The organism is Acetatifactor aquisgranensis, assembly GCF_943193215.1.
Taxonomy (GTDB): Bacteria; Bacillota; Clostridia; order Lachnospirales; family Lachnospiraceae; genus Acetatifactor; species Acetatifactor aquisgranensis.
On the sequence record NZ_CALPDH010000001.1, the window covers coordinates 29,851 to 56,423 of the forward strand.

The window sequence follows — 26,573 nt, forward strand, 5'->3', positions numbered from 1 at the left end:
AGAATATGTATCTCCTATAACCGCAGAGGTCACAGAGCCTTTGCGGTTTTTCTTTTGTCGTTTTTTATCAGATTATGCCACAGGGCTGTTTCCGCTGTTGGCTGTCGTTCGCCGCCACAAAGGAGATTGCGGCGGTGGCAGGGCTTACCGAGAGGGCGGTCTACAAACGCCTTGAACGGCTCCGTAAAAAATTGAAGCCTATTTTTTATCCTTTCGGGGAAATTTAACCATTTCCACGGGCTATTGGGTGGGAGGGCAATTCTCCCGCTCAATTTTTTTCGGGAGGAAAGGAAATGGCATACGGGGCAAAGACATATACGCTTCGGGAGGAATCCACGGAAAGCGGCACAAGGTATTTAATCAGTTTTAAGGACGGGCAGGGGGAACACCACGAGATAGAAGTGTCCGAGAAACTCTTTCTTGAATTTCGGCAGATGGAAAGGAGGAACAGGAATCTTCAGCAATGGAACCAGCGGCACAGGGAGTTTAACGAGGTATGGGACGAAACGCTTTACAGACGTGCGTTGAGAGTGCCTAAAACGCTTGATGAAAGCATGATTGAGAAAGAACGGAATGAACTGTTTTACAAAGCGGTTGCCCGACTGCCAGAGATACAAAGGCGGCGTTTCCTGCTCTATTACGAGTATGATTTTAATTTCTACCAGATTGGCGGGATGGAGCATTGCACCGCTTCCGCTGTCCAGAAGTCTGTTTCGGTTGCAAGGGAGAAAGTCAAGGAAGAAATGAGGAAGTATCTCCAATCTTAACGATTACTGCCCGAAAAAGATGGATTAGTACAGTATAACGATAATAAATATGCTAGATTACAGAGGGCATTCATTGACAGGGTCTGGCTGGAAAATGTGGGAATGGAATACCCCAAAACCGTAGAGGAATTATATGAGACACTGAAAGCTTTCAAGGAAAAGGATGCCAATGGGAACGGAGATTCTACGGATGAAATTCCTGTTTCAGGCGACACAAATGCCAGCTGGTATCTTGCGGTCATGAGCGCATTCGGCATGCCTGTGTCCGATACAGCGTATGGCCTGATGCTGTCAGATGGAACCGTTACCTTGGCACAGACGACAGAGAACTACCAGGCGTATTTGACGTATATGAACCGGCTTTACAGCGAAGGATTGTATGATGAAGCGGCTCTTGTCCAGAACAGTGATGAATTTGTGGCGAAGGCCAGAGACGGATGGGTGGGTACATTCGGCGCGGCTGCTCCGTTTGTGACGCTTGGCCAGGATGCTTCCGTGGATGCCGGTTATATGGCTCTGGGAGGTCTGACCTCGGAGTGGAATGCTACAGGCGCGTTCCCTCTTGCAGCCGGTGTCAGCAGTGGGGTGAAGCTGCTGGTCAAGGCGGATACGGCGTATCCGGAAGCGATTGTCCGCCTGATCGACTATTTCTACACGGATGATGGAATCCTTATGGCGGCCAAGGGCACTGAAAAAAGCGTGAAGATGGAGGAGAACCCGTTTGACGCATCCTATCAGCAGGCTATCACTTTTATTCCGGACGGAGAGGAAGACAATTATGATTCTGCGGAGGCGTACCGGTATAAGAAGGCGATCATCAACGAAGGGTTCAATGTGATAAAGTCCATGGAGGGATCGGAATACAGCTTTGTAGATTCTGCATCAGATGAGCTGCTGGCCAGTGAGGAAGTCGCAAAGACCTACGGCTGGAGCGTGCTGATGGAAAGAAGAATCAGGGAGACGGGGACGGTTGACGTAATGCCTGCCTTGCTGTATCAGGAGAGTGAAGCGAATCGGAGGAACACGCTGTACACAGATATCAGTAATTACATTCGCCAGGCTGCCGCACAGTTCATCAGCGGGGAACTGGATCCGGAGACGGATTACGAAAGTTATCTGAATACCCTGAAGCAGATGAAGCTGGAAGAGCTGATTCAGATTGAGCAGGCGGCTTATGACCGCATGTACTGATTGCGCAAGAGGATTGGAAAAGCCTGCCGGTAGAGCGGCTTGGCAGGCTTTTCCGGATCTATACGATTTTTCTGTAGGTTTTCCGCAGAGCGGAGGGCGTAATGTGATACTTTTCCTTGAAGACCTTATTGAAATGGCTGAAGCTGGCGAAACCTACATTATAAGAGATGTCTTCCAGCGAATCCTGTGAGAAAATGATATCATTGTACGCTTTCTCCATTTTCAGGTTCAGGATATAGCTGTGTAGCGTGGTATGAAAATATTTCTTCATAAGCCGGGCCAGATGGCTGTGGCTGTAACCGGACAATGACAGCAAGGCCGGAAGACCGATTCGGATATTGTCGGGCTCCGCCATCTGCGCCAAAGCATTTGCCAGATCTTGAGGACAGGGATTCGGCTTTTGGAGCGAGATTTCAGAAATATATTTTATGAAGGTACATAACAGATATTTATATTCGTAGGTGTAGTATGACTCAGTCTTTGTGCTGGTACAGGCGTGTATAATGTCAAAGACTTCCTGGCCGCAGGTCATAATGGCCTGGTCAGCAGCCGAGAGTTCCTTCAGAAAATGATTGTTGAAGGCAGTGGCAAAAAGCGAAAATTCATTATATTCGATGGAAAGCGACATGATTTTGGCATTGGAAGATTGACTGATGAAACGGTGATAGTCTTTCGGACACAAGATCATAAAATCTCCCCATTTCATCTGGTATCTGGCATCGTTAACCTGATGAAGGATAGAACCATCCAGGACCATGACGATTTCGTAGAAATTGTGGCAATGGTAGATAGAAGTCAGCTTGCGCTCCGCAACAATCTGAAAGATATAGTTATTGTCTTCCAATACACAAAAATCGTCAAACAGGTAGGTTTGCTTTTGCATGGAAATCACCTCGCGGATATGGAATCATCTCTTTGATTCCATTATAGCATCATAATGGAAAAATGAAAGTACTGGGATTTATAAACTGAAAACAAGAGGAGAACAGAAGATATGTTGCTGACTTTGTTTTCTGTCATTGCCGCTTCTGTGAATAGTACGCTGTTACATAAGACGCAGCCTTATGCGAAACAGGAAGTATATCGCTTCAATCTGTACTGTGCTGTAATCTGGTGCGCCATGCTGCTGCTCTTTAACGGCGGATTTCCGGAGCTGAACCAGGATGTCATGTTCTGGGGATCGATATATGGAATCGCACAGGTATTGTTCTTGCTGTTCAAGACCAAGGCCATGGCAGCCGGGCCGGTATCTGTTACGACGCTGATTGGAAATTGTTCTCTGTTGCTTTCCACGGCGGTCAGCGTCATGGTGTGGAAGGAGCCGCTCGGGACAGGGAAAGCGGTGGGGATACTTCTGCTGCTGTTCGCAGTCTTTATCTGTACTTATTCCGGATCGAAAGGAAATGCTACGAAGAGATGGAAAGCCTATAGCATAGGATACTTTGTATTTTCAGCATCCGTTGGAATCGTTTTTAAGTTCTTCTCACATTCGGGAATCGGCGACCAGGCGAATGGCATGATGCTTCTTGCTTCGATGGTCATGATTCTGCTGCTGTCCGGGCTAAGCGGAATGGACCGGGTGCAGCATGGCAGGAGTGGCAGTATGTCGCTGTCAATGGGGAAGATCTCGCCGGGACTGGTCTTTTCCTGCGGGATTCTGAGCTGTTTTTATAACAGGCTGAATGTATATCTGTCCGGTGCATTGCCGGGAACCATTTTTTTCCCGGTATTTAATGGAGGAACCGTTATTGTATCTTTCGCTCTGGGAAAACTGGTGTTGAATGAGAAAATCAATCAGCGGCAGGTTCTGGGGTTAGTTCTGGGAATCGCTGCGATTCTGGTCATTGGCCTATGAGAAGGAGAAGATGATGATAGAATTCGAGAACAGGCTTCCATGTATGCATGTGGGAGAAATTCAAAATGGATCATATAATAATATAGAGGCTGGTTTCCCAGGCGTCTTCACAACGAAGGACACGAAACTGGGAGAATTCATACATCAGTTGAGAGTCGATATCATGAGTGACAGAAGGCTGGTATTTATCGATCATAAAATCCTGGTATGCTGCATCAACTGGATTCGGGACCATGTTCATGTCATGAAAGGGTTCATGCATTGGGAACATGACCTGAGCTCTTTTTTGGATTTTATTCTGGAAAATCAAAGTGAAGAAGGATTTTTTTATGAACTGATAAAGCAGTATGACGATTACCACTGGAAGTATGTGAATCCGGACTGTTACAAAATGTACCCGGAGGACAATCTGGCGCTGGTCAGGCTGGAGATAGAAGCGGATGTTGAGTACCTGGTGGTGGAAGGGGTCAGGCGGGTCTTTCAGGTGACCGGAGACGAGAGCTGGCTGGCCTGGGCGCTGCCGAAACTGGAAAAGGCGATTCGCTATATCATGAACAGTCCCAAAAGATGGGATGAGGAGCATGGATTGGCGAAAAGGGCGTTTACCATCGATACATGGGATTTCGTGTATGGAGTGCCCGGAGATAACCGGAAACTGGAGGAAGATACGCCCATGTCCATCATGCATGGGGATAATTCCGGACTTTATCAGGCAATGCTGCAGCTTGCCTGGATGAACCTGCGCCTGAAAAAGCCGGAGAGAGCGGCCTATTGGGAAGAAAAAGCCCATTGCCTGCAGGAAAATATGTTCCGGTATTTGTGGAATGGAAGTTTTTTTATACATCAGCTTCACTTGAATCATGCGGGAGCTGATGAACTGGAGAGGAGCAGGCTTTCCCTGTCAAATGTGTATGATATCAACCGAGGAGTGACATCGCTGGAACAGTCCCGGGCAATTATCAGGGAATACAAGAGACGCCGGAATCTGACGGAAGCGTTTGCCGAGTGGTTTACAATCGACCCGCCCTATGAGGATTTTGACGGTTATCGGGCAGGACAGTATGTGAACGGTGCCATATCGCCTTATACGGCTGGTGAGCTTGCGAAAGCGGCATTCCGGAATGGGTATGAAGAATATGGATGGGATATCATACAGAGACTTATGAGTATGTATGAGCGCGATCAGGGTATCTTCTTTCTCTATTCACCTAAAAATCAGATGCCGCAGAACCAGCAGGGCCCCAGCGCATGGGGAGCCGCGGCTTTGCTGAGCGCGATTGACGAGGGACTGGCAGGAATCGAGGATTTGGACACCGGTTACCGAAAGTTGGCTTTTTCTCCTCGCTTTCCGGTGACGGATTATACAGAGCTCCGGTATACCACTGGTTACGAAAAAAGCGGAGCAATGGTGGATGTCAGGTATATACTGAAGGAGGAGGGGATGCGCTATGATATTGCCTATCCGGGAGAAGAAGTGGCAGCGCATATCTTATTGCCGGGCGGGAGGCGATGCAGGCAGGTGCTCGTAAATCTTCAGAAAGCCATATTTGCGGAAGAGCAGGTGGGTGAATCTCTCTATGTGAATTTTAAAGGGAAGGTAAGCGGTAAGATAAGCATTCAGATACTGTTCGAACAGGACTGATTGGACATGTCCTGAATAAGAGGAACTTCAGCAGGATGTAAAAATCACCCTGCTGAAGTTCTTTATCCATGGCAATAGGATATTACAACAGCTGCAGCCCCACTTTCTCCGCTTCTTTCATGATATCAGCGGGCCACAGGGAACACTGCACTTCCCCGATATGGGCCTTGCGCAGGAAGAACATGCAGATGCGGGACTGCCCGATGCCGCCGCCGATGGTGAAAGGCACTTCCTCGTTAATCACTGCCTGATGAAAAGGCAGTTTGGCCCTTTCCATGCACCCGGCGGCCTCCAGCTGGCGCAGCAGCGCGTCCTTGTCCACCCGGATGCCCATGCTGGACAGCTCCAGGGCGATATCAAGGACAGGATAGTAGACGATGATGTCCGCGTTCAGGGCCCAGTCGTCATAGTCCGGCGCCCGCCCGTCGTGGGGTTTGCCGTTCCCCAGAGCGCCGCCAATCTGCATCACGCAGACGGCGCCCTTGGCCTTTGCTATGTAGTACTCTCGCTCCTTGGGCGTGTTGTCCGGGAACATCTCCTCCAGCTCGCCCATGGTGACGAAGAAGATGTCGTGGGGCAGGATTTCTTCTATATAATCATAGTGGATGGACATGTATTTTTCCGTCTTGCGCAGGACTTTGTATACAGTGCGGACAGTGTCCTTTAAGGTGTCCAGGGTGCGGTCTTCTTTCCGGATGATTTTCTCCCAGTCCCATTGATCCACATAGATGGAATGGATATTGTCCGGTTCCTCGTCCCTGCGGATGGCGCTCATGTCCGTGTAGAGCCCTTCCCCCACGGAAAAGCCGTACTTCTTCAATGCATAGCGCTTCCACTTGGCCAGGGACTGGACGATTTCGGCTTCCCTGCCGTCCTGGTATCTGATGTCGAAAGAGACCGGGCGCTCTACGCCGTTCAAGTTATCGTTCATGCCGGATTTCGGATCCACCATGAGCGGGGCGGATACCCTCAGAAGATGCAGGCGCTCTGCCAGCAGCGTCTGGAAAAAGTCCTTGACCTTCTTGATGGCAATCTGCGTATCGTACAGATTCAGGCCGGACTGGTAATTTTTTGGCAGTGAAAAGTTTGACATAAAGGTTAATCCTTTCTTTGAGATACAGTTTCCATTTTCTATTTAACAGCTTTTCGGGGGATTTTGCAATAGTTTTTTATATTTTTGGAGCGGAACTATGATATAATAGGCTTATTCGCGGCAGAGAGCCGCCATTGGACACATGGAGGTAAATTTGTATGGCGACATATGCCATTTCTGACATTCACGGTGAATATGATATGTTTCTGGAATTGCTTGAGAGAATAAAGTTAAAGGATACGGACACCCTGTACATCCTGGGGGATATCCTTGACAGAGGACCGCATCCCGTAAAAGTGCTGCAAAAGCTCATGGAAATGCCCAATGCAATCTGCCTGGTGGGAAACCATGAACTGATGGCGCTGGAGTGCCTGGAGTTCCTCTGCAAGGAAATCACGGAGGAATCAATTGATGAAATGGATCCCAGGATGATCGGGAATCTGCTGAGCTGGCAGGGGAATGGGAGCGTGACCACCACAGATGAGTTCCATAAACTGGATAGGGAGGCGCGGGAAGATGTCATTGAGTTTCTGAGGGAACTCCTGATATATGAGGAACTGACCGTGAACGGAAAGGATTATCTGCTGGTGCATGGAGGTCTGGGGAACTATTCTCCTGAAAAGCAGATAGAGGACTATTCACTGGAAGAGCTTGTGTGGGACAGGGCGGATTATGAGACGCAATATTTCGATGACATATATGTAGTCACAGGGCATACGCCCACGCAGTACATCGAAGGGAATCCGAAACCCGGCTATATCTGTCGCAAGAATAATCATATCGCAATCGACTGCCAGTGCTATGTGCCGGGAGGAAGACTTGCGGCAATCTGCCTTGACACAGGGGAAGAATTCTATTCATCGGCAAAGAATTGAAAATCCCATGCATCCCAATGCTCTGCTGTAAACGGAAGCCGGGAGTTCAGAAGATGGCATAAGGTCTTTTAACCGGCTTTGGAAGATGTAAAAAAGCCCTTGCATAAAAAGAACATGTGTGCTAAACTAAATAAGAACATATGTTCTAATTTTGCGAGAAAGAAGCGATAGCAAGAGGTACAAGGGACATGGAATATCTGAAGAATCCTCAGGATAAGGCCATAGAAGACAAGCTGCAGATACTGACAGACGCGGCGAAATACGACGTGGCCTGCACCTCCAGCGGCGTGGACCGTCCGGGGGATGGGAAGAGCATCGGCAGCTGCGTGGCGGCAGGCATCTGCCATAGTTTTTCCGGCGACGGGAGGTGTATTTCCCTGCTGAAGATTCTCCTGACCAACGAATGCGTCTACGATTGCAAATACTGCCGCAACCGCAATTCCAGCGACATCCCCAGGGCCACGTTCACCCCGGAGGAAGTCTGCACCCTGACAATGGAATTTTACCGCAGGAATTATATCGAGGGCCTTTTTCTAAGCTCCGGCATCATAGGCAGCCCCACGTTTACCATGGAGCTGATTTACCGCACGGTCTGGCTTCTGAGGAACCGCTACCGGTTCAACGGCTATGTCCATGTAAAGGCCATCCCGGGAGCGGCGCCGGAGGCCATCGAACAGACAGGTTACCTGGTGGACAGGATGAGCGTCAATTTAGAGCTTCCCACCGCAGAGGGCCTGCGCAGTCTTGCGCCCAATAAGCACCGAAAGAGCATCCTCACGCCCATGCGGCAGATTCAGAATGGCATCCAGATAAACAGGGGCGATCTGGTGCTGTACCGGAATGCCCCTAAATTCGTGGGAGGAGGCCAGTCCACCCAGATGATTATCGGCGCCACACCCGAGAGCGATTACCAGATTATCAATGTGGCGGAGAATCTGTATCGGAAATTTGAATTGAAAAGAGTCTTTTATTCGGCTTTCGTGAATGTGACAGGGGATAAGAGCCTGCCCGCCTTGCCCGGAGGGCCGCCGCTGCTGCGGGAGCACAGGCTGTATCAGGCGGACTGGCTGCTGCGGTTCTACGGATTCAGGGCGGAGGAACTGCTGGACGAGAAACGGCCTTTCTTCAACGTGATGCTGGATCCCAAGGAAGACTGGGCAGTGCGCCATCTGGAGCGGTTCCCGGTGGAAATCAACCGGGCGCCCATAGAGGAGCTGCTGCGGGTGCCCGGGATAGGCGTGAAGAGCGCCCGGCGGATCGTGGCGGCACGCAGGAGCGGCAGCCTGGCCTTTGGGGATTTGAAGAAGATTGGAGTCGTGCTGAAGCGGGCGCTGTACTTTATCACCTGCAACGGCAGGATGATGTATCCTGTGAAGCTGGATGAGGATTCTATCGTGCGAGGCCTTACCAGCGAAAAGGACAGGGTACAGTTCGGGAGCGACGGCATGAGCTACAGGCAGCTGTCCCTGTTTGACGACGCCGCTTTCACGCGTCCGGTTACAGTGCAGGAGCGGCAGCAGGCCGCGGTGGGGCAGCTGTGAGACAGGGTGTTCCACAGTAGGACTGTGACCGGGATTGGCAGTATCGCCGGCAGTTCTTCAGCCGGTGACATTCTGCGGCGGATGAAGCGGGCCGGGAGCAGGAGATGATGCGCAGGCGGAAAGGGACATATATGATTGTATACAGGTGCGAAGATACACTGGAGAGTGTTTTTACCGCTATCTATCAGGCGTATGAAGAAAAACGGAATCACAATGACACTTATTTAAGCCTGACGGATGATCCGATGCTGTTTGCGGAGGATATCCCGGTGGTGGCAGATGAGGAGAAGACCCGTAAGGTCATGGGAACCTTGCGGCGGCGCTTCGGCTGGGAGGACAGTGAAAAACTCTGCATGGCGCTGGCCTCGGAGGACGAGGGAAAGGCCCAGGCCGTCTATAGAACCGTAGTACAGGGACTGCGGGGGAGATGCGGCAGGGGACATCTGTTCGACAATCTGGCGGACAGCCAGGTCTACAAAGCTTTTGCGCTTGCCAGAGGCGTGTCCACAGAGGCAGGACATCAGAAGCAGTTCCTGCGCTTTCAGGAGCTGGAGGGAGGCATGCTGTATTCCAGAATCGGGCCGAAGAATGACGTGATGGTTTTTCTGATGCCCCACTTTGCCGACAGGCTGTCCATAGAGAATTTCGTCATTTATGACGAGAAGAGGAATCTGTTCGGAATCCACCCCGGACAGGGGCGGTGGTATCTGCTGCGGGGAGAGGAGGCGGACAGGCCTGCAGGGCTTCGGTTCTCGGATAAGGAGTTGCAGTATCAGGAACTATTCCGACAATTCTGCCATAGTATAACCATAGAGGAGCGCAGGAACAGAAAGCTCCAGGCGGGCATGCTGCCGCTGCGGTTCCGGGAGTATATGGTGGAGTTTCAGTGAGGGGCGCATGGCAGTGGCTCCTGCCAGGGCGGAAATCATCCGCCGGCCGTGTGAAAATGCTGGTAAAAATAATTGTTTACTTTTCAGGCATTTAGGATATAATGAGAATTGGAGGGAAAGGTTGGGACTGTGAGAGGAAAGCGTGGCAGACGGGTTGTCAGCGAAAGGAAGGAAAAATGATAAAGGAGATTCAGTTAACCCCAAATGAAGTCCAGCATTTCGTCAATGTGGCTTCCAGATGTGATTTTGAAATCGATATTTCCTACAACAGATATATCGTCGATGCAAAATCCTTTTTGGGAGTGTACGGACTGGACTTCCGCAAACCTTTGAAGGTGTCTTATGAGGGATACGATAAGGATTTTGAGGAGCTGCTGAAAGCACTTGCGTTCGAAAACTGAATCACGGCTGCCGGAAAATATCGGAACGGATTTTCAAAAAGGCGAAGATAGTAAAATGACTCCCTGTGTCAGATAGAATTTATGGTATCTGCACGGGGAGTTTTGTGTTATACTGCAAACAGTTGGAATTTACAGATGGAAGGAGAACATTCCATGGAAGAAGAGTGTTTCAGGGAAGTCCGGGCGGGAGTGGAGGAGCCCAAAGAGGGCAGCGCGAATCCGGAGGAGGTACGGGTCTCCGTGCGCAGACTGGTGGAATTCATCCTGCGCCACGGAGACATCGACAACCGCTATCATGCGTCGCCGGACAATGCCATGCAGGAGGGCGGCAGAATCCACCGCATGATCCAGCGCAGGATGGGGGCGGAATATCAGGCGGAGGTGCCGCTGAAGATGACCTTTCCGGCGGACGGATATATGCTCAGCGTGGAGGGGCGGGCAGACGGCATCATCCGGAAGGACGGCAGCGTGACCATCGATGAGATTAAGGGAACCTACCGTGACCTGTTCAGGATAATCGCGCCCATGCCGCTGCATGTGGCGCAGGCCAAGTGCTATGCCTACATATATGGTTCCCGGCAGGGCCTGGAAAAAATCGGCGTGCGCATGACCTACTGCCATATGCCGTCCGGGGAGATCCGGTATTTCCACGAGGAATATGAATTTGAAAAACTGGCGGAGTGGTTTGACGGCCTGCTTGCCGCTTACCGGAAATGGTCGGACTATTCCTGGAAATGGCGCGCTGTACGGACAGATTCCATTGCGGGGCTGGAATTCCCCTATCCCTACAGAGAGGGACAGAAAGAGCTGGCTGCCCATGTGTATCGCACCATTTACCATAAGAAGAAACTGTTCCTGGAGGCTCCCACGGGCGTGGGCAAGACGCTTTCCACCATCTACCCGGCCGTTCAGGCTATGGGAAAAGGGATGGGAGAGAAGGTTTTCTATCTGACGGCCAAGACCATCACCAGGACGGTGGCAGAGGAGGCGGTTCGCATCCTGCGGGATAAGGGCCTGCGTCTGAAGAGCGTCATTCTGACCGCCAAGGAAAAAATATGCTTTATGGACGAAGCGGAGTGCAATCCGGAATGCTGTCCCTATGCGAGAGGACATTATGACCGGGTCAACGATGCCGTGTTCGACATGCTCACTTCCGAGGAGAGCTTTGACCGGGAGACGATTGCGGCCTACGCGGAAAAGCATAGGGTCTGTCCTTTTGAGATGTGCCTGGACGCCAGCGTGTTCGCGGACGCTGTTATCTGCGATTACAATTATCTCTTCGATCCCCATGTGTATCTGAAGCGCTTCTTTGGGGAAAGCGTGGCCGGGGACTACATTTTTCTGATTGACGAGGCCCACAATCTGCTGGAGCGGGGCAGGGAGATGTACAGCGCTGTCCTGGAGAAAGAGGCATTCGTGGAATTGCGCAGGGAGCTAAAAAAGACAATTGTGTCAGAAAAAGAAAGGAAGAGGAGAAATGGGAAAAAACCTGATGTTTCCGGGCAGATGAGCCTTGACATGGCACTGTTTCCGACAGCTGTGTCATGTGCGGACGGGATAGGCGGAGGGCAGCCGGATGCCATTGACCAGACAGGTACCGTTTCCCCGGAAGCGGAAAATGCCGCCCGGAGAGAGCGGGAGGAAGGGCCGGACAGGGAAATCCACAGGCAATTGCGGGGAACGGGTGCGTATGATGAGGAGGACGGGACGGCTGATTGGGAATCGCGCGCTGCAGAGAGGCATGATGCCGGGAATGGGGATGCCGGGGACGGAGGAGAGGACCGGGAAACGCAGGACGCGGATGCTGACGGGGATGGGGAGGCCCCGCCGCAGGCCGCGGATGGACACTATGGCAGAAGGAGCGTCCTCGCCAGGCAGGGCTATGCCGAAAAGATGATGTACCATCTGGAGAAGTGCAACCGGGAGCTTTTGACCCTGAAGCGGCAGTGCGAGGACTACTGTCTCGTGGAGAGCATAGAGGCTTTTGTGGAAAAGCTGATGAGATTTCAGGAGGTCTGCGAGGATTATCTCTCAGAGCAGGAGGACAGACAGCCTCCTGTCCGGGACATGCTGCTGGACTTCTATTTCGCGGTGAGCCACTTCTTTGCCATCTATGAGCTTGTGGATGAAAATTATGTGAAGTACACACGGCTTGACGAGGACGGCAGGTTTTTCCTGAAGCTGCTGTGCGTGAATCCGGCGGGGAATCTGGCGAACTGTATGCTGCGCGGGCGCAGCACTATCCTGTTTTCCGCTACCTTGCTGCCCATCCAGTATTATAAGAAGCTTTTGGGAGGGGAGCCGGAGGATTATGAGGTCTATGCCCGGTCCGTGTTCCATCCGGACAGGCGCGCCCTGCTCGTGGCCAGCGATGTGACCAGCAAGTACACCAGGCGCTCCGAGGACGAATATGGGAACATTGCGCGGTATATCGAAGAGATTGTCAGAAACCGCCACGGCAACTATATGGTGTTCTGCCCCTCCTATGCTTTCCTGCGGACAGTCCACTTAAGATATGTGGATAACTTCGGGGGAGAGGGGCGGGAGTGCATCCTGCAGAGCGAATCCATGAGCGAGGCGGACAGGGAGGCTTTCCTGGACAGGTTCCGCAGGCTTAAGAGTCCGGAAGAGGAGGACAGCATCCTGATCGGCTTCTGTGTGCTGGGCGGGATATTCAGCGAGGGCATCGATTTGAAGCATGACAGCCTGATCGGCGTGATGATCGTGGGCACCGGCCTGCCCCAGGTCTCCCGGGAAAAGGAAATCCTGAAAGCCTATTTCGACAAAAACGGGGAGAACGGCTTCGACTATGCCTACCGGTACCCCGGTATGAACAAAGTCCTGCAGGCGGCCGGGCGGGTCATCCGCACCGCGGAGGATGTGGGCATCATCGCGCTGCTGGACGAACGCTTCCTGCAGCCTGCTTACCGCAGGCTCTTCCCCAGGGAGTGGGAACAGTTCGAGACCGTGACGGTCAATGAAGCGGCGAAGCGTGTGGAACGCTTCTGGGACCAGTGGCTATGAGGGTTTCCGGGTTTTTGCTTCAGGCAGGATCGGGCGGGAAGGGCTTTTTGTGGATTTTGGGTAAATCTGGAAATGACAATGTGGTTATATAAAAATGACAGATGTGTAAATGTGGATAACTCTGTGGATTTTGTGGATTTTTTGGGGACAGAACTTCCATAAAATGACATTTGGATCAAGTTATCCACAAAACGGCCCTTAAAAAGGCAAAAAACGGTACTGGACTGGTCAATGAGAATCGCGCCGTATTCCGCTGTCTTTTTTTCATACAATCTGCAAAATAAATATTGACATATAATATTATATGGCGTATAGTATAGGCATCAGGTAATATTATACAGCATATAATATTGCATCGAAATATAATAATGTGGATAGATAAGGAGCGGATCAGATGGTATTTAACACAGGCGCGGCGCTATTAGACGCCATCGTGCTGGCCGTCGTGTCCAAGGAGCCGGAGGGGACCTATGGGTACAAAATCACCCAGGAGGTCCGGCAGGTTATCGAGCTGTCGGAGTCCACGCTTTATCCTGTGCTGAGGAGGCTGCAGAAGGATGAATGTCTGGAAGTATATGACATGGAGTGCGCGGGCAGGAACAGACGGTATTATAAGGTAACCAGCAGAGGCTGGGCACAGCTGAAGCTGTATGAGAGCGAGTGGCGGCGGTACGCTGACAAAATTACGGGATTGTTTGAAGGAAGGATAGGGTTATGAACAGAGCGGATTTTATGAACCAACTGGAAAGCCTGCTCACGAGCATCGCGCCTGCGGAGCGGGAGGAGGCAATACAATATTATAATGATTACTTCGATGATGCCGGTGAGGAGAATGAGCAGGAGGTCATAGAGGCTCTCGGCAATCCGGCCAGAGTGGCGGAGAATATCAAGCGCGACCTGCTGGGGAACGGCTACGGCGAGAAGACAGTGCGGAAAGCCCAGGCCTCTGACAGGGCCCTGATGGAATATGGCAAGGAGCCGGATGCCGAGCAGGAGCAGACCCAGGAGGCGGGGAGCGGCATTGGAGACAATGGCCGGAACAGGCAGAACGCCGATGCGGCCTATGGGCGGGGAGGAGCCGGCGGGGCAGGCGAAAAATCGTCCTGGAATTTTCAGCAGGAGAAAGCGGATGCCGATAAGGAAACGGCCCGGCAGAACTGGAATCCCTTTGACGGATACGGGCGCAGCCAGGAGTCCGATACGGGAGAGGACGCGTACAGATGGAGCCATGACACCGCAGGATGGTTCGGGGAGAAGCCTGAAAAATCCGGGAAAGGCAAAATGCCTGTCTGGGCTGTGGCAGCGCTTGTGACGGTGCTGATATTGGCTTCGCCTGTGCTGGCGGGAGTAGTCCTGTCGATTCTGGGAGTGGTATTCGGCGGCCTTGCCGGATGGTTCGGTATGATTCTGGGCTTCGGCGTGGCGGCGGTCTGCCTGCTTCTGGTGTTCGTGGTGCTGCTGATCACAGGCATCATATGTTGCTTTACCAATCCCTGGGTGGGGATGGCCATGCTGGGCGGCGGACTGATATGCGGCTGCTTGGGGCTCGTCTTCCTGATGCTGACTGTGGCCATGGCAGGGATTGTCACGCCTGCCATCTTCAGGGGAATCGGCTGGATATTCCGTTCCCTGAAGAAAATGAGGAAAAAGACGGCCGGCGTATAGACGGATTGTTGCTGAAGGAGTAGGTTTCCCGGCGGTTGAAAAATGTTCAGATGGAGGTAGAGGATAGATGAAGAATTTCATGAAAGGCTGCGCAGTCACCGCGCTGATATTCGCTGTCCTGGGGTCGGCGCTGGCGTTCGTGGGCAGCAGTGTGGCGGGCAGGACCACGATTGGACAGGTAGTGGAGACTGTAACGAAAGGCAGGGTCCATGTGGATCCGTACAGATGGTGGATTTGGCAAGTCGGTATGGGCGACGATATTATAGATGCCGGGATTGCGGATTTCGACGAGCTGCTGCCGGAGTATGGAGACAGTAGTGTCGATGATGTTGCTGGCGAGTACCAGGAACCTGTGGAGGATGATCCGGTCACGTTTGTAAGCGAATATGAAATTGCCAAGGGCGATGTGGAGAAATTCTGTCCCGGCGCGGATATCCGCAATCTGGAAATCGATGCGGGCGGCTGCGCCTTCACGGTGTTGGAATCGGAGGATGACTTCCTGTATCTGGAGGCATACAACGCCTATAAATTTCAGAGCTACCTGAAAGGGGCTACTCTGCATGTCAAGTCCGAAAGCAAATCCGGCGTGAACTGGACGGAATCGGACAGATGCGAGATTATTTTGTATGTGCCCCATGGGTACCGGTTTGAAAAGGTGGAGGCCGATTTAGGCATGGGATATCTGAACTTCGGAGATCTGTATACGGATGAACTCTCTCTGGAAGTGGGAGCAGGGGAGATTGATATCACCTATCTGGAGGCGCGGAAAGCGGAGATATCCGTGGGCGCGGGTTCTGTAGTCATTGATGATATGAGCGTGGACCGGCTGGAGGCAGAGGTGGGAATGGGAAGCTTTCAGACGGGCGGAAAGTTAAACGAGGAGGCGGATATCGAATGCGCCATGGGATATGTGGAGATGTACCTGAGTGGAAAAGAGAGTGATTTCAACTATGATCTGGGAGGCTCCATGGGCAATGTAGAGATAGGAGACATGAGTTTCAGCGGTTTCGGCCAGGAGAAGAAGATAGTGAACGGCGCCTCCAAAAACATAGAGGCGGAATGCTCTATGGGGAACATAACCATCCTTTTCACGGAATAGTCATGGAACGGTTTCTGCTGTGTCAACGGCGGCCCCGCGGCGTGGTTACGTCCGGCGGGGCCGCCGTTTTCGCGCATCCGGTTCCTCTTTCCCATAAGCCCGGATCCCTGTGAAGCTTTACGGTTCCACGAACAATCCGGATTTTTTCAGGGCGGGCCGTAGTCCCAGGTAGATTATGGAGGCGGCTATGACTGCCACGACCGCGTTCACTCCGGTGGTGAGGGTGGCGATTTTCGCCAGCGCCGCGGAGATGTCCTGGGGCACTCCCAGCAGATAGGTCTTGTAGAAATAGCCCACCACGGGGTCTGCCACCACGTTGAAGGCCATGCCGCAGAAGCAGGCGGCGATGGTGGCGGCAGTGACTTTCTTAGGGTCATGGGCGTCGCTGATATGGAAGATTTTATGGGCCACCAGGCCTGTGATCAGGCCGATGCAGAGCTTCAGGAAGAAAGTCTTGGGCGCGCTGGTCACGTAGGAGGTGGTCAGGTCGCCGATGGTCATGCCCACGGCCCCCGCAAGGCCGCCCCAGTAGCCGCCCAGCAGCAGCGCCGCCAGCACGCAGAACACATTGCCGAAGTGGAAAGCGGTCTTCTCGGGCCCTATGGGAATGTCGATTTTGAAGAAGGCAAAGCCGATGTAGCACAGCGCCGCCAGAAGACCTGCCTGGGTCAGGCGCTTTATGTCGGCTTTCCCGGATCTGCGCATGCCGATCACCGCGTTGCAGATGCCCTTTACAGTCAGCAGGACGGCGAAGAAGACCAATGTCAGGCCGTAGGAATAAGGACGCTCCAGCGACAGTTTTTCCTCGGACAGCCTGGCGACTTCCGCCTCCAGGGCCTCCGGGTCTCCCTCCCCGGCGCCCTCTTTCACGGCGCTCAGCTGCTCTTTGGCTTCGGACAGCTGCTTCCCCAGGCTGGTGGAAGCCTGATAACTGGTATTGTACGCGTATACCGCGAAAATGATGCCCGCAATCAACAGGACTGCTCCGATGATCAACAGGCTGTAGCTTTTCTTTTTTTCCATCTTGTTCTTATTGTCGCTCATGATTGTAATCTCCTTATATACTTACGAATCAGCGAGGCCTCACTGTATTATTGACAGTGTAGCGGAAAAGTGGCATGACAAAAAGTGCCAGAATAGAACTTTTTTGCCAGACCAGTTGCGGCAAGGCGGAGTACAGAGTGTTGCAATCTGCCTGACATTTTGGCAATGAAATCTATCATATCATGCAGGACGTCTTTGCGGAAAAGAAGTATCCGGCATTCATCGGCAGTGTGTACGGGGCGTCCTCTTTTTCGGATGCGGTAGAGGGCCTGGTCCGCCAGGGAGCCCGGCGGGCGAAGCTGCTTCCGCTGATGCTCGTGGCAGGCGACCATGCGAAAAAAGATATGGCGGGCGGGGAGGGCAGCTTGCTTGCCGCAGTGCGGGATGCGGGAGTCCTGCCGGAGCCGGTGTTCCGGGGGCTGGGGGAGAGTGCGCGCCCTTTATGTGGAGCGGGTGAGGGAAGCGCTGCGGTTCCTGTATTCCGTGGGCGAACAGCCCAGGTGCCGCCGGAACACTTTCGCAAAATAATTCCTGTTCAAAAAACCGCAGGCTTCGGAGATGCTTTCCATGCTGTCCTGCGTGTTCAACAGCAGGAACAACGCATATTCCATCCGAATTCTCGTCAGATATTGAAGAGGGGTCTGCCCGGTCTCCTGGCGGAAGATCCGGGTCAGATGTGCCTGGGAGACATTGCAGAGTTCTGCCGCTTCCCCGATTCCCTTTCGCTCTGAAAAATGATTCTTGAAATAGGAAACGGCCTGCTGTATCAGGAGAGAGCCTTTTGCGGAAGGCGCTTCCAGCTCGCTTAGGAGCTGTGCGAGAAATCGGTAGAGAAATTCGCTTCCCTCATAGAGCGCGAGAGCCTCCTTATTTTTCAGCTTTTCAAAGAGCCGGAGAAACAGTGCAGTGGGGGGACAGGATGCCGCGAGGGAGAAGACGGGGCCGGTCAGGGCCCGGACGGTCTCGTAAAAGGGACAGGCAGCGGGGCCGTCGAAGTGCAGATAGAAAAATTCCCAGCCCTCATCGGAAGATTCAGGGGAAATATCCGGCGACGGCAGATAATAGCGGCTGTCCTCCGGCATTTTGGAAAAAAAGCCCCATCCGGGAGTCAGCTTATGGCAGGTATGCCCGTATGCTTCATAAATACCGCATCCTTTCAACGTAAACTGCAGCAGATATCCGCCATAGGAAGCGCGGACAGAGTTCTCAAAATAATAAGTTTCTCGGAAACGCCGCTCAATGCCCAGATCCAGCAGGACGAGAGGCGGCTGTTCCATCCGTCCCTGTTTCAGAAATCCAAAATTTCCATAAGCATATTCCATCAAAAAATTACCCTTTCCATCAAAGAAGTATCCTTGTTTCTTCCATCCTCTTTCTATATAATTGTAACATAGGATATTGAAGAAAAGAAGTTTCTTATCCGCATTCATATCAAAAAATTACCTGAAAGGAGAGATTTTCATGAACAAGAACGAATTTGCGAAGACGCCGCCCATGGGCTGGAACAGCTACGACTATTACGACACTACGGTGAACGAAGAACAGGTGAGGGCCAACGCGGATTACATGGCGGCCCATTTAAAGGAATACGGCTGGGAGTACGTGGTGATAGACATCCAGTGGTACGCCAATGACGCGGGGACCATGCGGGATAAGTTCCAGTACATCCCCTTCGGAGACCAGGAGATGGATGAATTCGGCAGACTGCAGCCCAGCCCTGCCCGGTTTCCCTCCTCCGCGGGCGGGAAAGGCTTTGGCCCTCTGGCGGACTACGTCCACAGCCTGGGCCTGAAATTCGGCATCCACATCATGCGGGGCATTTCCCGCAGGGCAGCCCGGAACCACTGCCCCGTGCCGGGCACGGATACCACGGCGGACATGGTGGCAGACCCCTCTTCCATCTGCGGCTGGAATCCGGATATGTACGGCGTGCGGGCCACAGAGGAGGGGCAGGCGTACTACAACTCCCTGATAGAAATGTATGCCCGGTGGGGCGTGGACTACATCAAATGCGATGACATCTGCGACAGCTGGCTTTACCGGAACGACCATTTCAGCGGCTGGGAGGAGACCAGAATGCTCCACCGCGCCATCGAAAAATGCGGGCGTCCCATCGTGCTGAGCCTCTCCCCCGGCCCCGCCCATATAGACCGGGCGTGGGAATACGGAAAATACGCCAATATGTGGCGGATTACCGATGATTTCTGGGATAAATGGGAGCTGCTGAAGGCCATGTTCTGGCGCTGCGAGCTGTGGCAGGATCATGTGAAAAAAGGCTGCTACCCCGACTGCGATATGCTGCCCCTGGGATATCTGGGAAAAGGGTTTGGGCATGAAAGGCAGACGAATTTTACGAAAGCCGAGCAGAGGACCATGATGACGCTGTGGTGCATGTTCCGCTCTCCCCTGATGCTGGGCGCGGAACTGACGAAGCTGGATGACTGGACGCTGTCTTTGCTCACCAACAGGGAAGTGCTGGATTTGATGCAGGAGGACTGCCGTGGGACCCAGATTCTGCGCACCGATGACATGGCCGTCTGGAAGAACAAGGACGAAAAGAGCGGCAGGATATGCGTGGCGCTGTTCAACCTGAGCGATGAGGACGCGGAACTCTCCGTCAGTCTTTCCGGGCTGGAAGAGGAGTTCCGGGAGGAAGAACCGGCGCTCCGGGAGCTGTGGGATCGCACAGAGGGCCGGGCTGCCGGACGGAAAGTGACGGCGGCGGTGGAGGCCCACGGGGTGAAGGTGTACCGGATCGGATGAGAGGTCAGGGGCGGTTTGCTGTCATAGATAGTCCGGAGTCTGCCGTAGCGCCCGCTGTCTGCGGAGGGGGACTAGCGCAGGCGGCGAATGGTTTTCCGGATTGTTTTCGTCCGGTTGCCTGCTGCAAAATGATGGCCCGGCGTGCTGCATGAACTGCCATGCTGCTACAAAATTGTAAGGAAAATGTCACCTGATTGTAAGGTTACTGTGCCATAATTGTGATATCATATCTTTATAGAGGATACTCGTTGCCGGATGTCCGTGCATATCATGGGCGGTCTGGGCCCATGATATGGAATTGAAGAAGCCGGGATAGGATTACGGTTATATAGTATAAGGGGGCAGTCAGATATGTGGCAGATTTTGATAGTTCTTTTTGGAATTTCACTTTGTATCTTTGCGGGGGTGATGGTGCGCGAGCCCAGGACATTATGGAGCGGCGTGGCCTTTTTCTGGATGATGGTCTGCCTGGCCATTGCCATGTTTTTAGTTTTAGCCAGGTATTTGGACTGGCTGAACTCCCACAGCGTGCTCCGGTATCTCCTCATCGGGCTGATGTTCCTGGCGATGTTCAGCATCGTTGCGATGCCCGCGGTCCTGATTCTCATGTTCTTCGTGGAGGGCCTCAAGGTCATCCGGCATGAGGGGATGAAACCGGCCAATCTGCTGTCCATGGCGTTTTCCGTCCTGCTCTTCGGCTACCTGACGGTCTGGCCTTTCATAGGCGGCCTGGGCCGGGACATTCTGGGCACGAAACTGTATGCGTTCATCAGCATTTTTGCGGCATATCTTCTGGTGCTGCTGGCCGTTTATTCCCTTTCCGCCATCCTGAACCTGATTCACCTGAGAAAGAGGCGGAAAGCGGATTACATCATCGTCCTGGGGGCGGGGCTGCTGGGTACCAGGGTCACGCCGCTGCTGGCTGCCCGGATTGATAAGGGCATAGAGCTGCTGCGCTACAACCAGAATGCGGTATTGATCATGTCCGGCGGCCAGGGGCCGGGGGAGGATATGGCCGAGGGCGAGGCTATGGCCGCCTACGCGGTTCAGAAAGGTGTTGATGAAGATAGAATCGTAGTAGAAAATCAATCCAAATCCACAGAGGAGAATCTGCTGTTCTCAAGGGAGCTGATGGGCAAAAAGAAAGCGAAAGTCATCGTTGTCACCACGGCCTACCATGTGTTCCGGGCATTGATCCTGGCCAGGCAGCAGGGGATGAAGTGCATCGGATTCGGGGCCAGGACAAAGTGGTATTTTACGCTGAATGCCCTGATTCGGGAATTCATCGGATACCTGAGCCTGACATGGAAAAGGCATGCTTTCGTGGCCGTGCTGACAGCCTGCGCCGCTGCGGTGATTGTATAGCTGCGGGATCTGACAGTGAAGGAGGTGCGGACGCAGTACCGAATATCGAAGGCCACGGCCCGTGATGCAATCCTCGGTGTATTGGCGGGGACGGCCAGGGGCGGCTGGTGAACCTGGAAATCCAGCGGAAGGAGACCATCGACCATGCCGGGAGGAGCAGGTTCTGTGCGGCAATGATTGACAGCCAGTGTCTGGAGAAGGGGAAAGAGTACTATGATATGCCGGAAGTGTACATCATATGCATCAGCGGGACGGATTTGCGGAAGGCCGGGAAGACCCTGTATCAGGTGGAGAAGCTGTTCAAGGGAGGTGGCGCTGTCGCTTTTTGAAAGGGGGATGTCCAATATGCAGATTCTGAGAAAATACCCTTGACAAAATCCGGCCCATAGAATATAGTAAAGCAATAGAAACGAAAAAGGCTGTGACGAAGAGGAGTACGCATTGCCCCTTGACAGAGAAGGCTGTTATCCCGGAAAAGGGATGCTGAAAGACGGCTTAAAGGAAAGGATGCGGAAGGTAGCTTCCAAGCCGGGAGCCTGAAAGCAGGCCGGAAATCCTAAGGCGCAGAAGGCGTGAAGACGCAGGTGTCTTCATCGATGTCTCTGCCATTGGGATTCGGGAAAGTAGGGCTTCACGAGTTATCCCCGTTACAGGATAGGACTTTAGTAGAAGTCACTGAGACAGCGCGGATGCATAAAAGCTCCCGCTGTGAACAAAGGTGGTACCGCGTTAATGACGCCCTTTGCTGATGAGAGTCGGCAGAGGGCTTTTTTGATGCAGTGGAAAGCAGAATGGCTCTGTGAAGACTGCCCGGCAAGAATATTCCTACGGAGAGCATCCGGCAGAAATGGCTCTGTGGAAACACCAGGCAGAGACGATTGTGCGGAGGCGTTCTGGCAGAAAAGCGTTGTGAAAATCAGACGCGGTAATTGACAGGAAAGGAGAAAAGAAACGAAATGGAAGAAAACCGTTCCAAAGAACTGGCAAAGACCTATGACCCCAAGGGCCTGGAAGACAGGCTCTACAAAAAATGGCTTGACAAGAAATATTTCCACGCGGAAGTGGATTACAACAGAAAACCCTTTACCATCGTGATTCCCCCGCCAAACATCACAGGCAAGCTGCACATGGGCCATGCCCTGGACGAGACCATGCAGGATATCCTGACCCGTTTCAAAAGGATGCAGGGCTACAACGCGCTGTGGCTGCCGGGCACGGATCACGCGGCCATCTCCACGGAGGTCAAGATTATCGAGAAACTGAAAGAAGAAGGCATCGACAAGTACCAGCTGGGACGTGAGAAATTTTTAGAGCGTGCCTGGGACTGGAAAAAAGAATACGGCGGACGCATCGTGGAACAGCTGAAGAAACTGGGCTCCTCCTGTGACTGGGACAGAGAGCGCTTCACTATGGACGATGGCTGCAACAAGGCCGTGACCGAAGTCTTCGTAAAGATGCACGAAAAGGGCTATATCTACAAGGGGGCCCGCATCATCAACTGGTGCCCTGTCTGCAATACCTCCATCTCCGACGCAGAGGTGGTATACCAGGAACAGGCCGGACATCTGTGGCATATCAGGTACCCGGTGATGGAGGAGGACGGAACGCCCAGCACCACCCGGTTCCTGACCTTTGCCACCACCCGTCCGGAGACCATGCTGGGCGATACCGCCGTGGCCATCCATCCCGAGGATGAAAGATACAGCCATCTGATTGGAAAGAGCGTGATGCTGCCCCTGATGAACCGGGTGATTCCCGTGGTCACCGACACCTACGTGGACAGGGAGTTCGGCACGGGCGTGGTGAAGATTACCCCCGCCCATGACCCCAACGACTTTGAGGTGGGAAAGCGCCATGACCTTCCCGTCATCAACATCATGAATGACGACGCCACCATCAACGAGAACGGCGGGAAATACGCCGGAATGGATCGCTATGAAGCCAGGAAAGCCATCGTACAGGAACTGGATGCCCTGGGACTTTTGGTCAAGATTGAGGACTATTCCCACAACGTGGGCACCCATGACCGCTGCGGCACGACCATAGAGCCTCTGGTGAAAGAGCAGTGGTTCGTGAAGATGGAAGAGCTGATTAAGCCCGCCGTGGCAGCGGTGAAGAACGGGGACATCCGCCTGGTGCCGGAGCGCATGGAGAAGAGCTATTTCAACTGGACGGACAATATCCGCGACTGGTGCATCAGCCGCCAGCTGTGGTGGGGGCACAGGATTCCCGCGTATACTTGCGATGAGTGCGGGGAAGTGACGGTGGCAGGGGAAACGCCGGAAAAATGCCCTAAATGCGGCTGCACCCGCCTGACACAGGATCCTGACGTGCTGGACACCTGGTTCTCCTCCGCCCTGTGGCCCTTTGAGACGCTGGGGTGGCCGGAGGACACCGAGGAGTTAAAGTATTTCTATCCCACGGACGTGCTGGTGACGGGTTACGACATCATCTTTTTCTGGGTCATCCGGATGATCTTCTCCGGTTTCGAGCACATGGGCCAGAAGCCGTTCCATACAGTGCTGTTCCACGGACTGATTCGGGACGGCCAGGGACGGAAGATGTCCAAATCCCTGGGCAACGGCATCGACCCGCTGGAGATCATCGACCAGTACGGCGCGGATGCCCTGCGGCTTACGCTGATCACCGGCAACGCCCCCGGGAACGACATGCGTTTCTACTATGAAAGGGTAGAAAACAGCCGTAATTTCGCCAACAAGGTGTGGAACGCCTCCCGTTTCATCATGATGAACATGGATGGCAAGACCGTGACGGAGCCTGCCGCTTCCCAGCTGCAGCCGGTGGACAAATGGATCCTGTCGAAGCTGAACACCCTGATAAAGGATGTCACCGGCAATATGGAGAGCTATGAGCTGGGCATCGCAGTGCAGAAGGTCGTAGACTACCTCTGGGATGAGTTCTGCGACTGGTACATTGAGATGGTGAAGCCCCGCCTGTACAATACGGACGACGCCGCAAGCCAGAACGCGGCCCTCTGGACGCTGAAGACAGTCCTGGTCGATGCTTTGAAGCTGCTGCACCCTTATATGCCTTTCATCACGGAGGAGATTTTCTGCACCTTGCAGGAGAGGGACTGCTCCCAGGCGGAAGAAGCGCATTCCATGGAAGAGGAGCATTCCATGGAAGAGTCCATCGTCATCAGCAGATGGCCGGAGTACCGGGAGGAGAGAAGCTTCCCGAAAGAGGAGAAGGACATCGGAATCATCAAGGAAGCCGTGCGGGCCATCCGCAATGTCCGCAGCGAGAGGAACGTGGCTCCCAGCCGCAGGACCCATCTGTTCCTGGTCAGCGAAAGCGATGAATGCCTGAGGACTTTCACGGAGGGCAAGCTGTTCTTCGCCTCCCTGGCCTATGCCAACGAGGTGACTATGGTCCGCAAAGCCGGAGATGACGCAAAAACGATAACAGAAGACGGCTCTGCCGTTGACGCGAACATGGACGATATCACCAAAGACGCAGTGTCCGTGGTGATTCCCGGGGCGACGCTGTACATTCCTTTCGCGGAGCTGGTGGACGTGGCCCGGGAGACAGAGCGCCTGCAGAAGGAGAAGAAGCGGCTGGAAGGGGAGCTGGCCCGGGTGAACGGCATGCTTTCCAACGAGCGGTTCCTCTCCAAGGCACCGGAAGAGAAGATTGCCCAGGAGAAGGAGAAGCTGGCGAAGTACACCCAGATGATGGAGCAGGTGGAACTGCGGCTTGGGCAGCTGCAAAATGCATAAAAAATAAGAGTCATTCCAGTAGGGATTGCTTTAGCAATTCCTACTGGCTTGTGGAGGCACCATGTCATGGAGAGACAGAATATTACCACATTCCGGCAGGCAGCAGAGTACATGGAAGATGTGCCCCGTTTTACTTCAAAGCATGATGTGGAGGAAACGAAGGGGTTCCTGCGGCAGCTGGGCAATCCGGACAGGAAGATGCGCATTATCCATGTGGCAGGCACAAACGGAAAAGGCTCCGTTTGTGCCTATTTGCGCAGCATCCTGGAGGCGGCGGGCTACAGGGTGGCTCTGTTCACATCTCCTCATCTGGTATGCATCAGGGAGCGGTTCCTGGCGGATGGAGAGATGGTTTCCGAGGAGGACTTTCTGAGAGCATTCCTGCACATATACAATCTGCTGGACTGGGAGGCCCTGGAGCGGGAAGAGGCAGGCGCCTATCATCCCACATACTTTGAATACCTTTTTTTCATCGCCATGGTGCTCTTCCCGGAGAAAAAGCCGGATTTCTGTATCCTGGAGACAGGTGTGGGAGGCAGGCTGGATGCCACGAATTCAGTTTACCGAAAGGAAATGTCCATAATTACGCATATCGGTCTGGACCATGTGGGGGTCCTGGGAGATACACTGGATAAAATCGCCTATGAGAAAGCAGGTATCATGTGCGCCGGCGCGCCGGCGGTCTGGTGGGATACCTGCCCTGAGACTACGGCCGTATTTCGGAGGCGGGCGGAGGAACTTGGGATTTCCGCATATTCCGTGTCGGAAAATGACTATTCTTTTTCAAATTTTAAAAGAAAAACCATTGATTTTTGCGTACACAATCTGTATGATAGAGATGTTACTTTTTCGCTCCGTACGATTGCCGCCTATCAGATGGAGAACTGTGCGCTGGCCTGCAAAGCCATTGAAGTGGTGGATGGCGGCAGGACGATTACGATGGAGCAGATGCGCAGGGGGGTGGCGGAGTGCTTCTGGGCGGGACGCATGGAAGAGGTTCTTCCGGAGGTCTATGTGGACGGCGCCCACAATGAGGACGGCGTACGCGCCTTTCTGGAGACAGTGTCCGCGGACGGGCATCCGGGTTCAAGAAGCCTCTTGTTTGGTGTTGTGAAGGATAAGGATTACAGAAGCATGGTAGAGAAGCTGGTTCTCGGAGGTCTGTTCCGCAGAATCGTAGTGACGCATATGCACAGCAGCCGGGCGCTGGATGCGGAAGAGCTGGCAGCGCAGTTTGACAGATATCCGAATTGTTCCTGTGAGATATGCGGAGACGCCGGGGAAGCTTTCCGTAAGCTGCTGGAAAAACGCGGGAGCGGAGAACGCATCTATGTGGCAGGGAGCCTGTATTTAGTCGGTGAGATTAAGGAGTTGCTTGAATCATGATAAATTTTGAAGACGAACTGAAAAAATTCCATCCCAGCCTTGAGGTGGAGGATGTGGAGGATGCTATCTACAGCCAAGATCTGACGGACATAGCCGATTTGCTGATTAAGAAGATTACCGAGACTGATGGTGGATTAGAACAGGAGTATGAAGAATAATAATGATGTTTTGTTATAATTGTGGCCGCCGCCTTTCGGAGCACGACTTCTGCACTTCCTGTGGGGCCGATGTC

22 protein-coding genes and 1 pseudogene are annotated in these 26,573 nt (G+C 53.1%); 19 read left to right on the forward strand and 4 right to left on the reverse strand.

Annotation, left to right across the window (positions count from 1 at the left end; all coding sequences use genetic code 11):
* Positions 1 to 293 precede the first annotated feature (293 nt).
* Positions 294 to 767, forward strand: a complete 474-nt coding sequence (locus NFS35_RS00125; RefSeq protein WP_251205114.1) for an RNA polymerase sigma factor — start codon at positions 294 to 296, stop codon at positions 765 to 767.
* A gap of 102 nt (positions 768 to 869) precedes the next feature.
* Entirely contained in the window at positions 870 to 1,958 is a 1,089-nt protein-coding gene (locus NFS35_RS00130; RefSeq protein ID WP_251205115.1) for a type 2 periplasmic-binding domain-containing protein, read from the forward strand.
* 58 nt (positions 1,959 to 2,016) lie between these two features.
* Here the strand turns inward: NFS35_RS00130 and NFS35_RS00135 are convergent, their stop codons facing one another.
* Positions 2,017 to 2,841, reverse strand: a complete 825-nt coding sequence (locus NFS35_RS00135; protein ID WP_251205116.1) for a helix-turn-helix domain-containing protein — start codon at positions 2,839 to 2,841, stop codon at positions 2,017 to 2,019.
* A 111-nt stretch (positions 2,842 to 2,952) separates the two neighbouring features.
* Here NFS35_RS00135 and NFS35_RS00140 point away from each other — a divergent pair, with 111 nt between their 5' ends.
* Both NFS35_RS00140 and NFS35_RS00145 read left to right on the forward strand, forming a co-directional pair.
* Entirely contained in the window at positions 2,953 to 3,813 is an 861-nt protein-coding gene (locus NFS35_RS00140; RefSeq protein ID WP_251205117.1) for a hypothetical protein, read from the forward strand.
* 163 nt (positions 3,814 to 3,976) lie between these two features.
* Positions 3,977 to 5,455, forward strand: coding sequence for a hypothetical protein (locus tag NFS35_RS00145; RefSeq protein ID WP_251205118.1), 1,479 nt, complete (start codon positions 3,977 to 3,979; stop codon positions 5,453 to 5,455).
* Between the two features lie 82 nt (positions 5,456 to 5,537).
* Here NFS35_RS00145 and asnA read toward each other — a convergent pair whose 3' ends face one another.
* Complete coding sequence (gene asnA, locus NFS35_RS00150; RefSeq protein ID WP_251205119.1) at positions 5,538 to 6,548, reverse strand: aspartate--ammonia ligase; 1,011 nt, start codon at positions 6,546 to 6,548, stop codon at positions 5,538 to 5,540.
* A gap of 158 nt (positions 6,549 to 6,706) precedes the next feature.
* Between asnA and NFS35_RS00155 the strand changes: the two genes are divergently transcribed.
* The 8 genes from NFS35_RS00155 to NFS35_RS00190 all read left to right on the forward strand — a co-directional run bounded on the left by NFS35_RS00155 (position 6,707) and on the right by NFS35_RS00190 (position 16,043).
* Positions 6,707 to 7,423: a fructose-bisphosphatase class III gene (locus NFS35_RS00155; RefSeq protein WP_251205120.1), complete on the forward strand. Its 717-nt coding sequence runs from the start codon at positions 6,707 to 6,709 to the stop codon at positions 7,421 to 7,423.
* Positions 7,424 to 7,611: 188 nt separating this feature from the next.
* Complete coding sequence (locus tag NFS35_RS00160; protein ID WP_251205121.1) at positions 7,612 to 8,964, forward strand: putative DNA modification/repair radical SAM protein; 1,353 nt, start codon at positions 7,612 to 7,614, stop codon at positions 8,962 to 8,964.
* Between the two features lie 131 nt (positions 8,965 to 9,095).
* A complete protein-coding gene (locus NFS35_RS00165; RefSeq protein ID WP_251205122.1) occupies positions 9,096 to 9,854 on the forward strand; it encodes a TIGR03915 family putative DNA repair protein in 759 nt (252 codons plus the stop codon).
* Between the two features lie 176 nt (positions 9,855 to 10,030).
* Positions 10,031 to 10,255, forward strand: coding sequence for an HPr family phosphocarrier protein (locus NFS35_RS00170; protein ID WP_251205123.1), 225 nt, complete (start codon positions 10,031 to 10,033; stop codon positions 10,253 to 10,255).
* A 153-nt stretch (positions 10,256 to 10,408) separates the two neighbouring features.
* Positions 10,409 to 13,279, forward strand: a complete 2,871-nt coding sequence (locus tag NFS35_RS00175; RefSeq protein ID WP_251205124.1) for an ATP-dependent DNA helicase — start codon at positions 10,409 to 10,411, stop codon at positions 13,277 to 13,279.
* A 394-nt stretch (positions 13,280 to 13,673) separates the two neighbouring features.
* A complete protein-coding gene (locus tag NFS35_RS00180) occupies positions 13,674 to 13,997 on the forward strand; it encodes a PadR family transcriptional regulator (protein ID WP_251205125.1) in 324 nt (107 codons plus the stop codon).
* A complete protein-coding gene (locus NFS35_RS00185) occupies positions 13,994 to 14,944 on the forward strand; it encodes a DUF1700 domain-containing protein (protein WP_251205126.1) in 951 nt (316 codons plus the stop codon). The genes NFS35_RS00180 and NFS35_RS00185 overlap by 4 nt, the downstream gene beginning before the upstream one ends.
* A 67-nt stretch (positions 14,945 to 15,011) precedes the next feature.
* Complete coding sequence (locus NFS35_RS00190; RefSeq protein ID WP_251205127.1) at positions 15,012 to 16,043, forward strand: DUF4097 family beta strand repeat-containing protein; 1,032 nt, start codon at positions 15,012 to 15,014, stop codon at positions 16,041 to 16,043.
* Between the two features lie 117 nt (positions 16,044 to 16,160).
* Here the strand turns inward: NFS35_RS00190 and NFS35_RS29180 are convergent, their stop codons facing one another.
* Complete coding sequence (locus NFS35_RS29180) at positions 16,161 to 17,087, reverse strand: ECF transporter S component (RefSeq protein WP_330639914.1); 927 nt, start codon at positions 17,085 to 17,087, stop codon at positions 16,161 to 16,163.
* Positions 17,088 to 17,254: 167 nt separating this feature from the next.
* Between NFS35_RS29180 and NFS35_RS29850 the strand changes: the two are divergent.
* Positions 17,255 to 17,506: pseudogene (locus NFS35_RS29850) on the forward strand (sirohydrochlorin cobaltochelatase); the annotation flags it as partial.
* A gap of 21 nt (positions 17,507 to 17,527) precedes the next feature.
* On the opposite strand, the gene NFS35_RS00200 reads toward NFS35_RS29850, so the two are convergent.
* A complete protein-coding gene (locus tag NFS35_RS00200; protein ID WP_251205128.1) occupies positions 17,528 to 18,409 on the reverse strand; it encodes a helix-turn-helix domain-containing protein in 882 nt (293 codons plus the stop codon).
* 139 nt (positions 18,410 to 18,548) lie between these two features.
* Here NFS35_RS00200 and NFS35_RS00205 point away from each other — a divergent pair, with 139 nt between their 5' ends.
* The 6 genes from NFS35_RS00205 (at position 18,549) to NFS35_RS00230 (ending at position 26,499) form a co-directional block, all read left to right on the forward strand.
* The gene (locus NFS35_RS00205; RefSeq protein WP_251205129.1) at positions 18,549 to 19,850 is read left to right on the forward strand and encodes a glycoside hydrolase family 27 protein; all 1,302 of its coding nucleotides are present in this window, start codon (positions 18,549 to 18,551) and stop codon (positions 19,848 to 19,850) included.
* A 351-nt stretch (positions 19,851 to 20,201) separates the two neighbouring features.
* Entirely contained in the window at positions 20,202 to 21,215 is a 1,014-nt protein-coding gene (locus tag NFS35_RS00210; protein ID WP_251205130.1) for a YdcF family protein, read from the forward strand.
* Positions 21,216 to 21,322: 107 nt separating this feature from the next.
* A complete protein-coding gene (locus NFS35_RS00215; protein WP_251205131.1) occupies positions 21,323 to 21,544 on the forward strand; it encodes a hypothetical protein in 222 nt (73 codons plus the stop codon).
* A 627-nt stretch (positions 21,545 to 22,171) separates the two neighbouring features.
* Positions 22,172 to 24,955 (forward strand): valine--tRNA ligase, encoded by a 2,784-nt coding sequence (locus NFS35_RS00220; protein ID WP_251205132.1) that lies wholly within the window; start codon positions 22,172 to 22,174, stop codon positions 24,953 to 24,955.
* Positions 24,956 to 25,021: 66 nt separating this feature from the next.
* Entirely contained in the window at positions 25,022 to 26,341 is a 1,320-nt protein-coding gene (locus NFS35_RS00225; RefSeq protein WP_251205133.1) for a bifunctional folylpolyglutamate synthase/dihydrofolate synthase, read from the forward strand.
* Positions 26,338 to 26,499: a hypothetical protein gene (locus NFS35_RS00230; RefSeq protein WP_251205134.1), complete on the forward strand. Its 162-nt coding sequence runs from the start codon at positions 26,338 to 26,340 to the stop codon at positions 26,497 to 26,499. Before NFS35_RS00225 ends, NFS35_RS00230 begins: the two co-directional genes overlap by 4 nt.
* The last annotated feature ends 74 nt before the right edge of the window (positions 26,500 to 26,573 follow it).

What these genes read in the sequence shown, in the direction of transcription:
- asnA (WP_251205119.1), bottom strand. Translation starts at nt 6,548, where the DNA reads ATGTCAAACTTTTCACTGCCAAAAAATTACCAGTCCGGCCTGAATCTG.
- NFS35_RS00185 (WP_251205126.1), top strand. Translation starts at nt 13,994, where the DNA reads ATGAACAGAGCGGATTTTATGAACCAACTGGAAAGCCTGCTCACGAGC.
- NFS35_RS00230 (WP_251205134.1), top strand. Translation starts at nt 26,338, where the DNA reads ATGATAAATTTTGAAGACGAACTGAAAAAATTCCATCCCAGCCTTGAG.
- NFS35_RS00130 (WP_251205115.1), top strand. Translation starts at nt 870, where the DNA reads ATGGAATACCCCAAAACCGTAGAGGAATTATATGAGACACTGAAAGCT.
- NFS35_RS00140 (WP_251205117.1), top strand. Translation starts at nt 2,953, where the DNA reads ATGTTGCTGACTTTGTTTTCTGTCATTGCCGCTTCTGTGAATAGTACG.
- NFS35_RS00205 (WP_251205129.1), top strand. Translation starts at nt 18,549, where the DNA reads ATGAACAAGAACGAATTTGCGAAGACGCCGCCCATGGGCTGGAACAGC.
- NFS35_RS00220 (WP_251205132.1), top strand. Translation starts at nt 22,172, where the DNA reads ATGGAAGAAAACCGTTCCAAAGAACTGGCAAAGACCTATGACCCCAAG.
- NFS35_RS00170 (WP_251205123.1), top strand. Translation starts at nt 10,031, where the DNA reads ATGATAAAGGAGATTCAGTTAACCCCAAATGAAGTCCAGCATTTCGTC.
- NFS35_RS00175 (WP_251205124.1), top strand. Translation starts at nt 10,409, where the DNA reads ATGGAAGAAGAGTGTTTCAGGGAAGTCCGGGCGGGAGTGGAGGAGCCC.
- NFS35_RS00125 (WP_251205114.1), top strand. Translation starts at nt 294, where the DNA reads ATGGCATACGGGGCAAAGACATATACGCTTCGGGAGGAATCCACGGAA.
- NFS35_RS00165 (WP_251205122.1), top strand. Translation starts at nt 9,096, where the DNA reads ATGATTGTATACAGGTGCGAAGATACACTGGAGAGTGTTTTTACCGCT.
- NFS35_RS00155 (WP_251205120.1), top strand. Translation starts at nt 6,707, where the DNA reads ATGGCGACATATGCCATTTCTGACATTCACGGTGAATATGATATGTTT.
- NFS35_RS29180 (WP_330639914.1), bottom strand. Translation starts at nt 17,087, where the DNA reads ATGAGCGACAATAAGAACAAGATGGAAAAAAAGAAAAGCTACAGCCTG.
- NFS35_RS00145 (WP_251205118.1), top strand. Translation starts at nt 3,977, where the DNA reads ATGAGTGACAGAAGGCTGGTATTTATCGATCATAAAATCCTGGTATGC.
- NFS35_RS00135 (WP_251205116.1), bottom strand. Translation starts at nt 2,841, where the DNA reads ATGCAAAAGCAAACCTACCTGTTTGACGATTTTTGTGTATTGGAAGAC.
- NFS35_RS00190 (WP_251205127.1), top strand. Translation starts at nt 15,012, where the DNA reads ATGAAGAATTTCATGAAAGGCTGCGCAGTCACCGCGCTGATATTCGCT.
- NFS35_RS00200 (WP_251205128.1), bottom strand. Translation starts at nt 18,409, where the DNA reads ATGGAATATGCTTATGGAAATTTTGGATTTCTGAAACAGGGACGGATG.
- NFS35_RS00210 (WP_251205130.1), top strand. Translation starts at nt 20,202, where the DNA reads ATGTGGCAGATTTTGATAGTTCTTTTTGGAATTTCACTTTGTATCTTT.
- NFS35_RS00225 (WP_251205133.1), top strand. Translation starts at nt 25,022, where the DNA reads ATGGAGAGACAGAATATTACCACATTCCGGCAGGCAGCAGAGTACATG.
- NFS35_RS00160 (WP_251205121.1), top strand. Translation starts at nt 7,612, where the DNA reads ATGGAATATCTGAAGAATCCTCAGGATAAGGCCATAGAAGACAAGCTG.
- NFS35_RS00180 (WP_251205125.1), top strand. Translation starts at nt 13,674, where the DNA reads ATGGTATTTAACACAGGCGCGGCGCTATTAGACGCCATCGTGCTGGCC.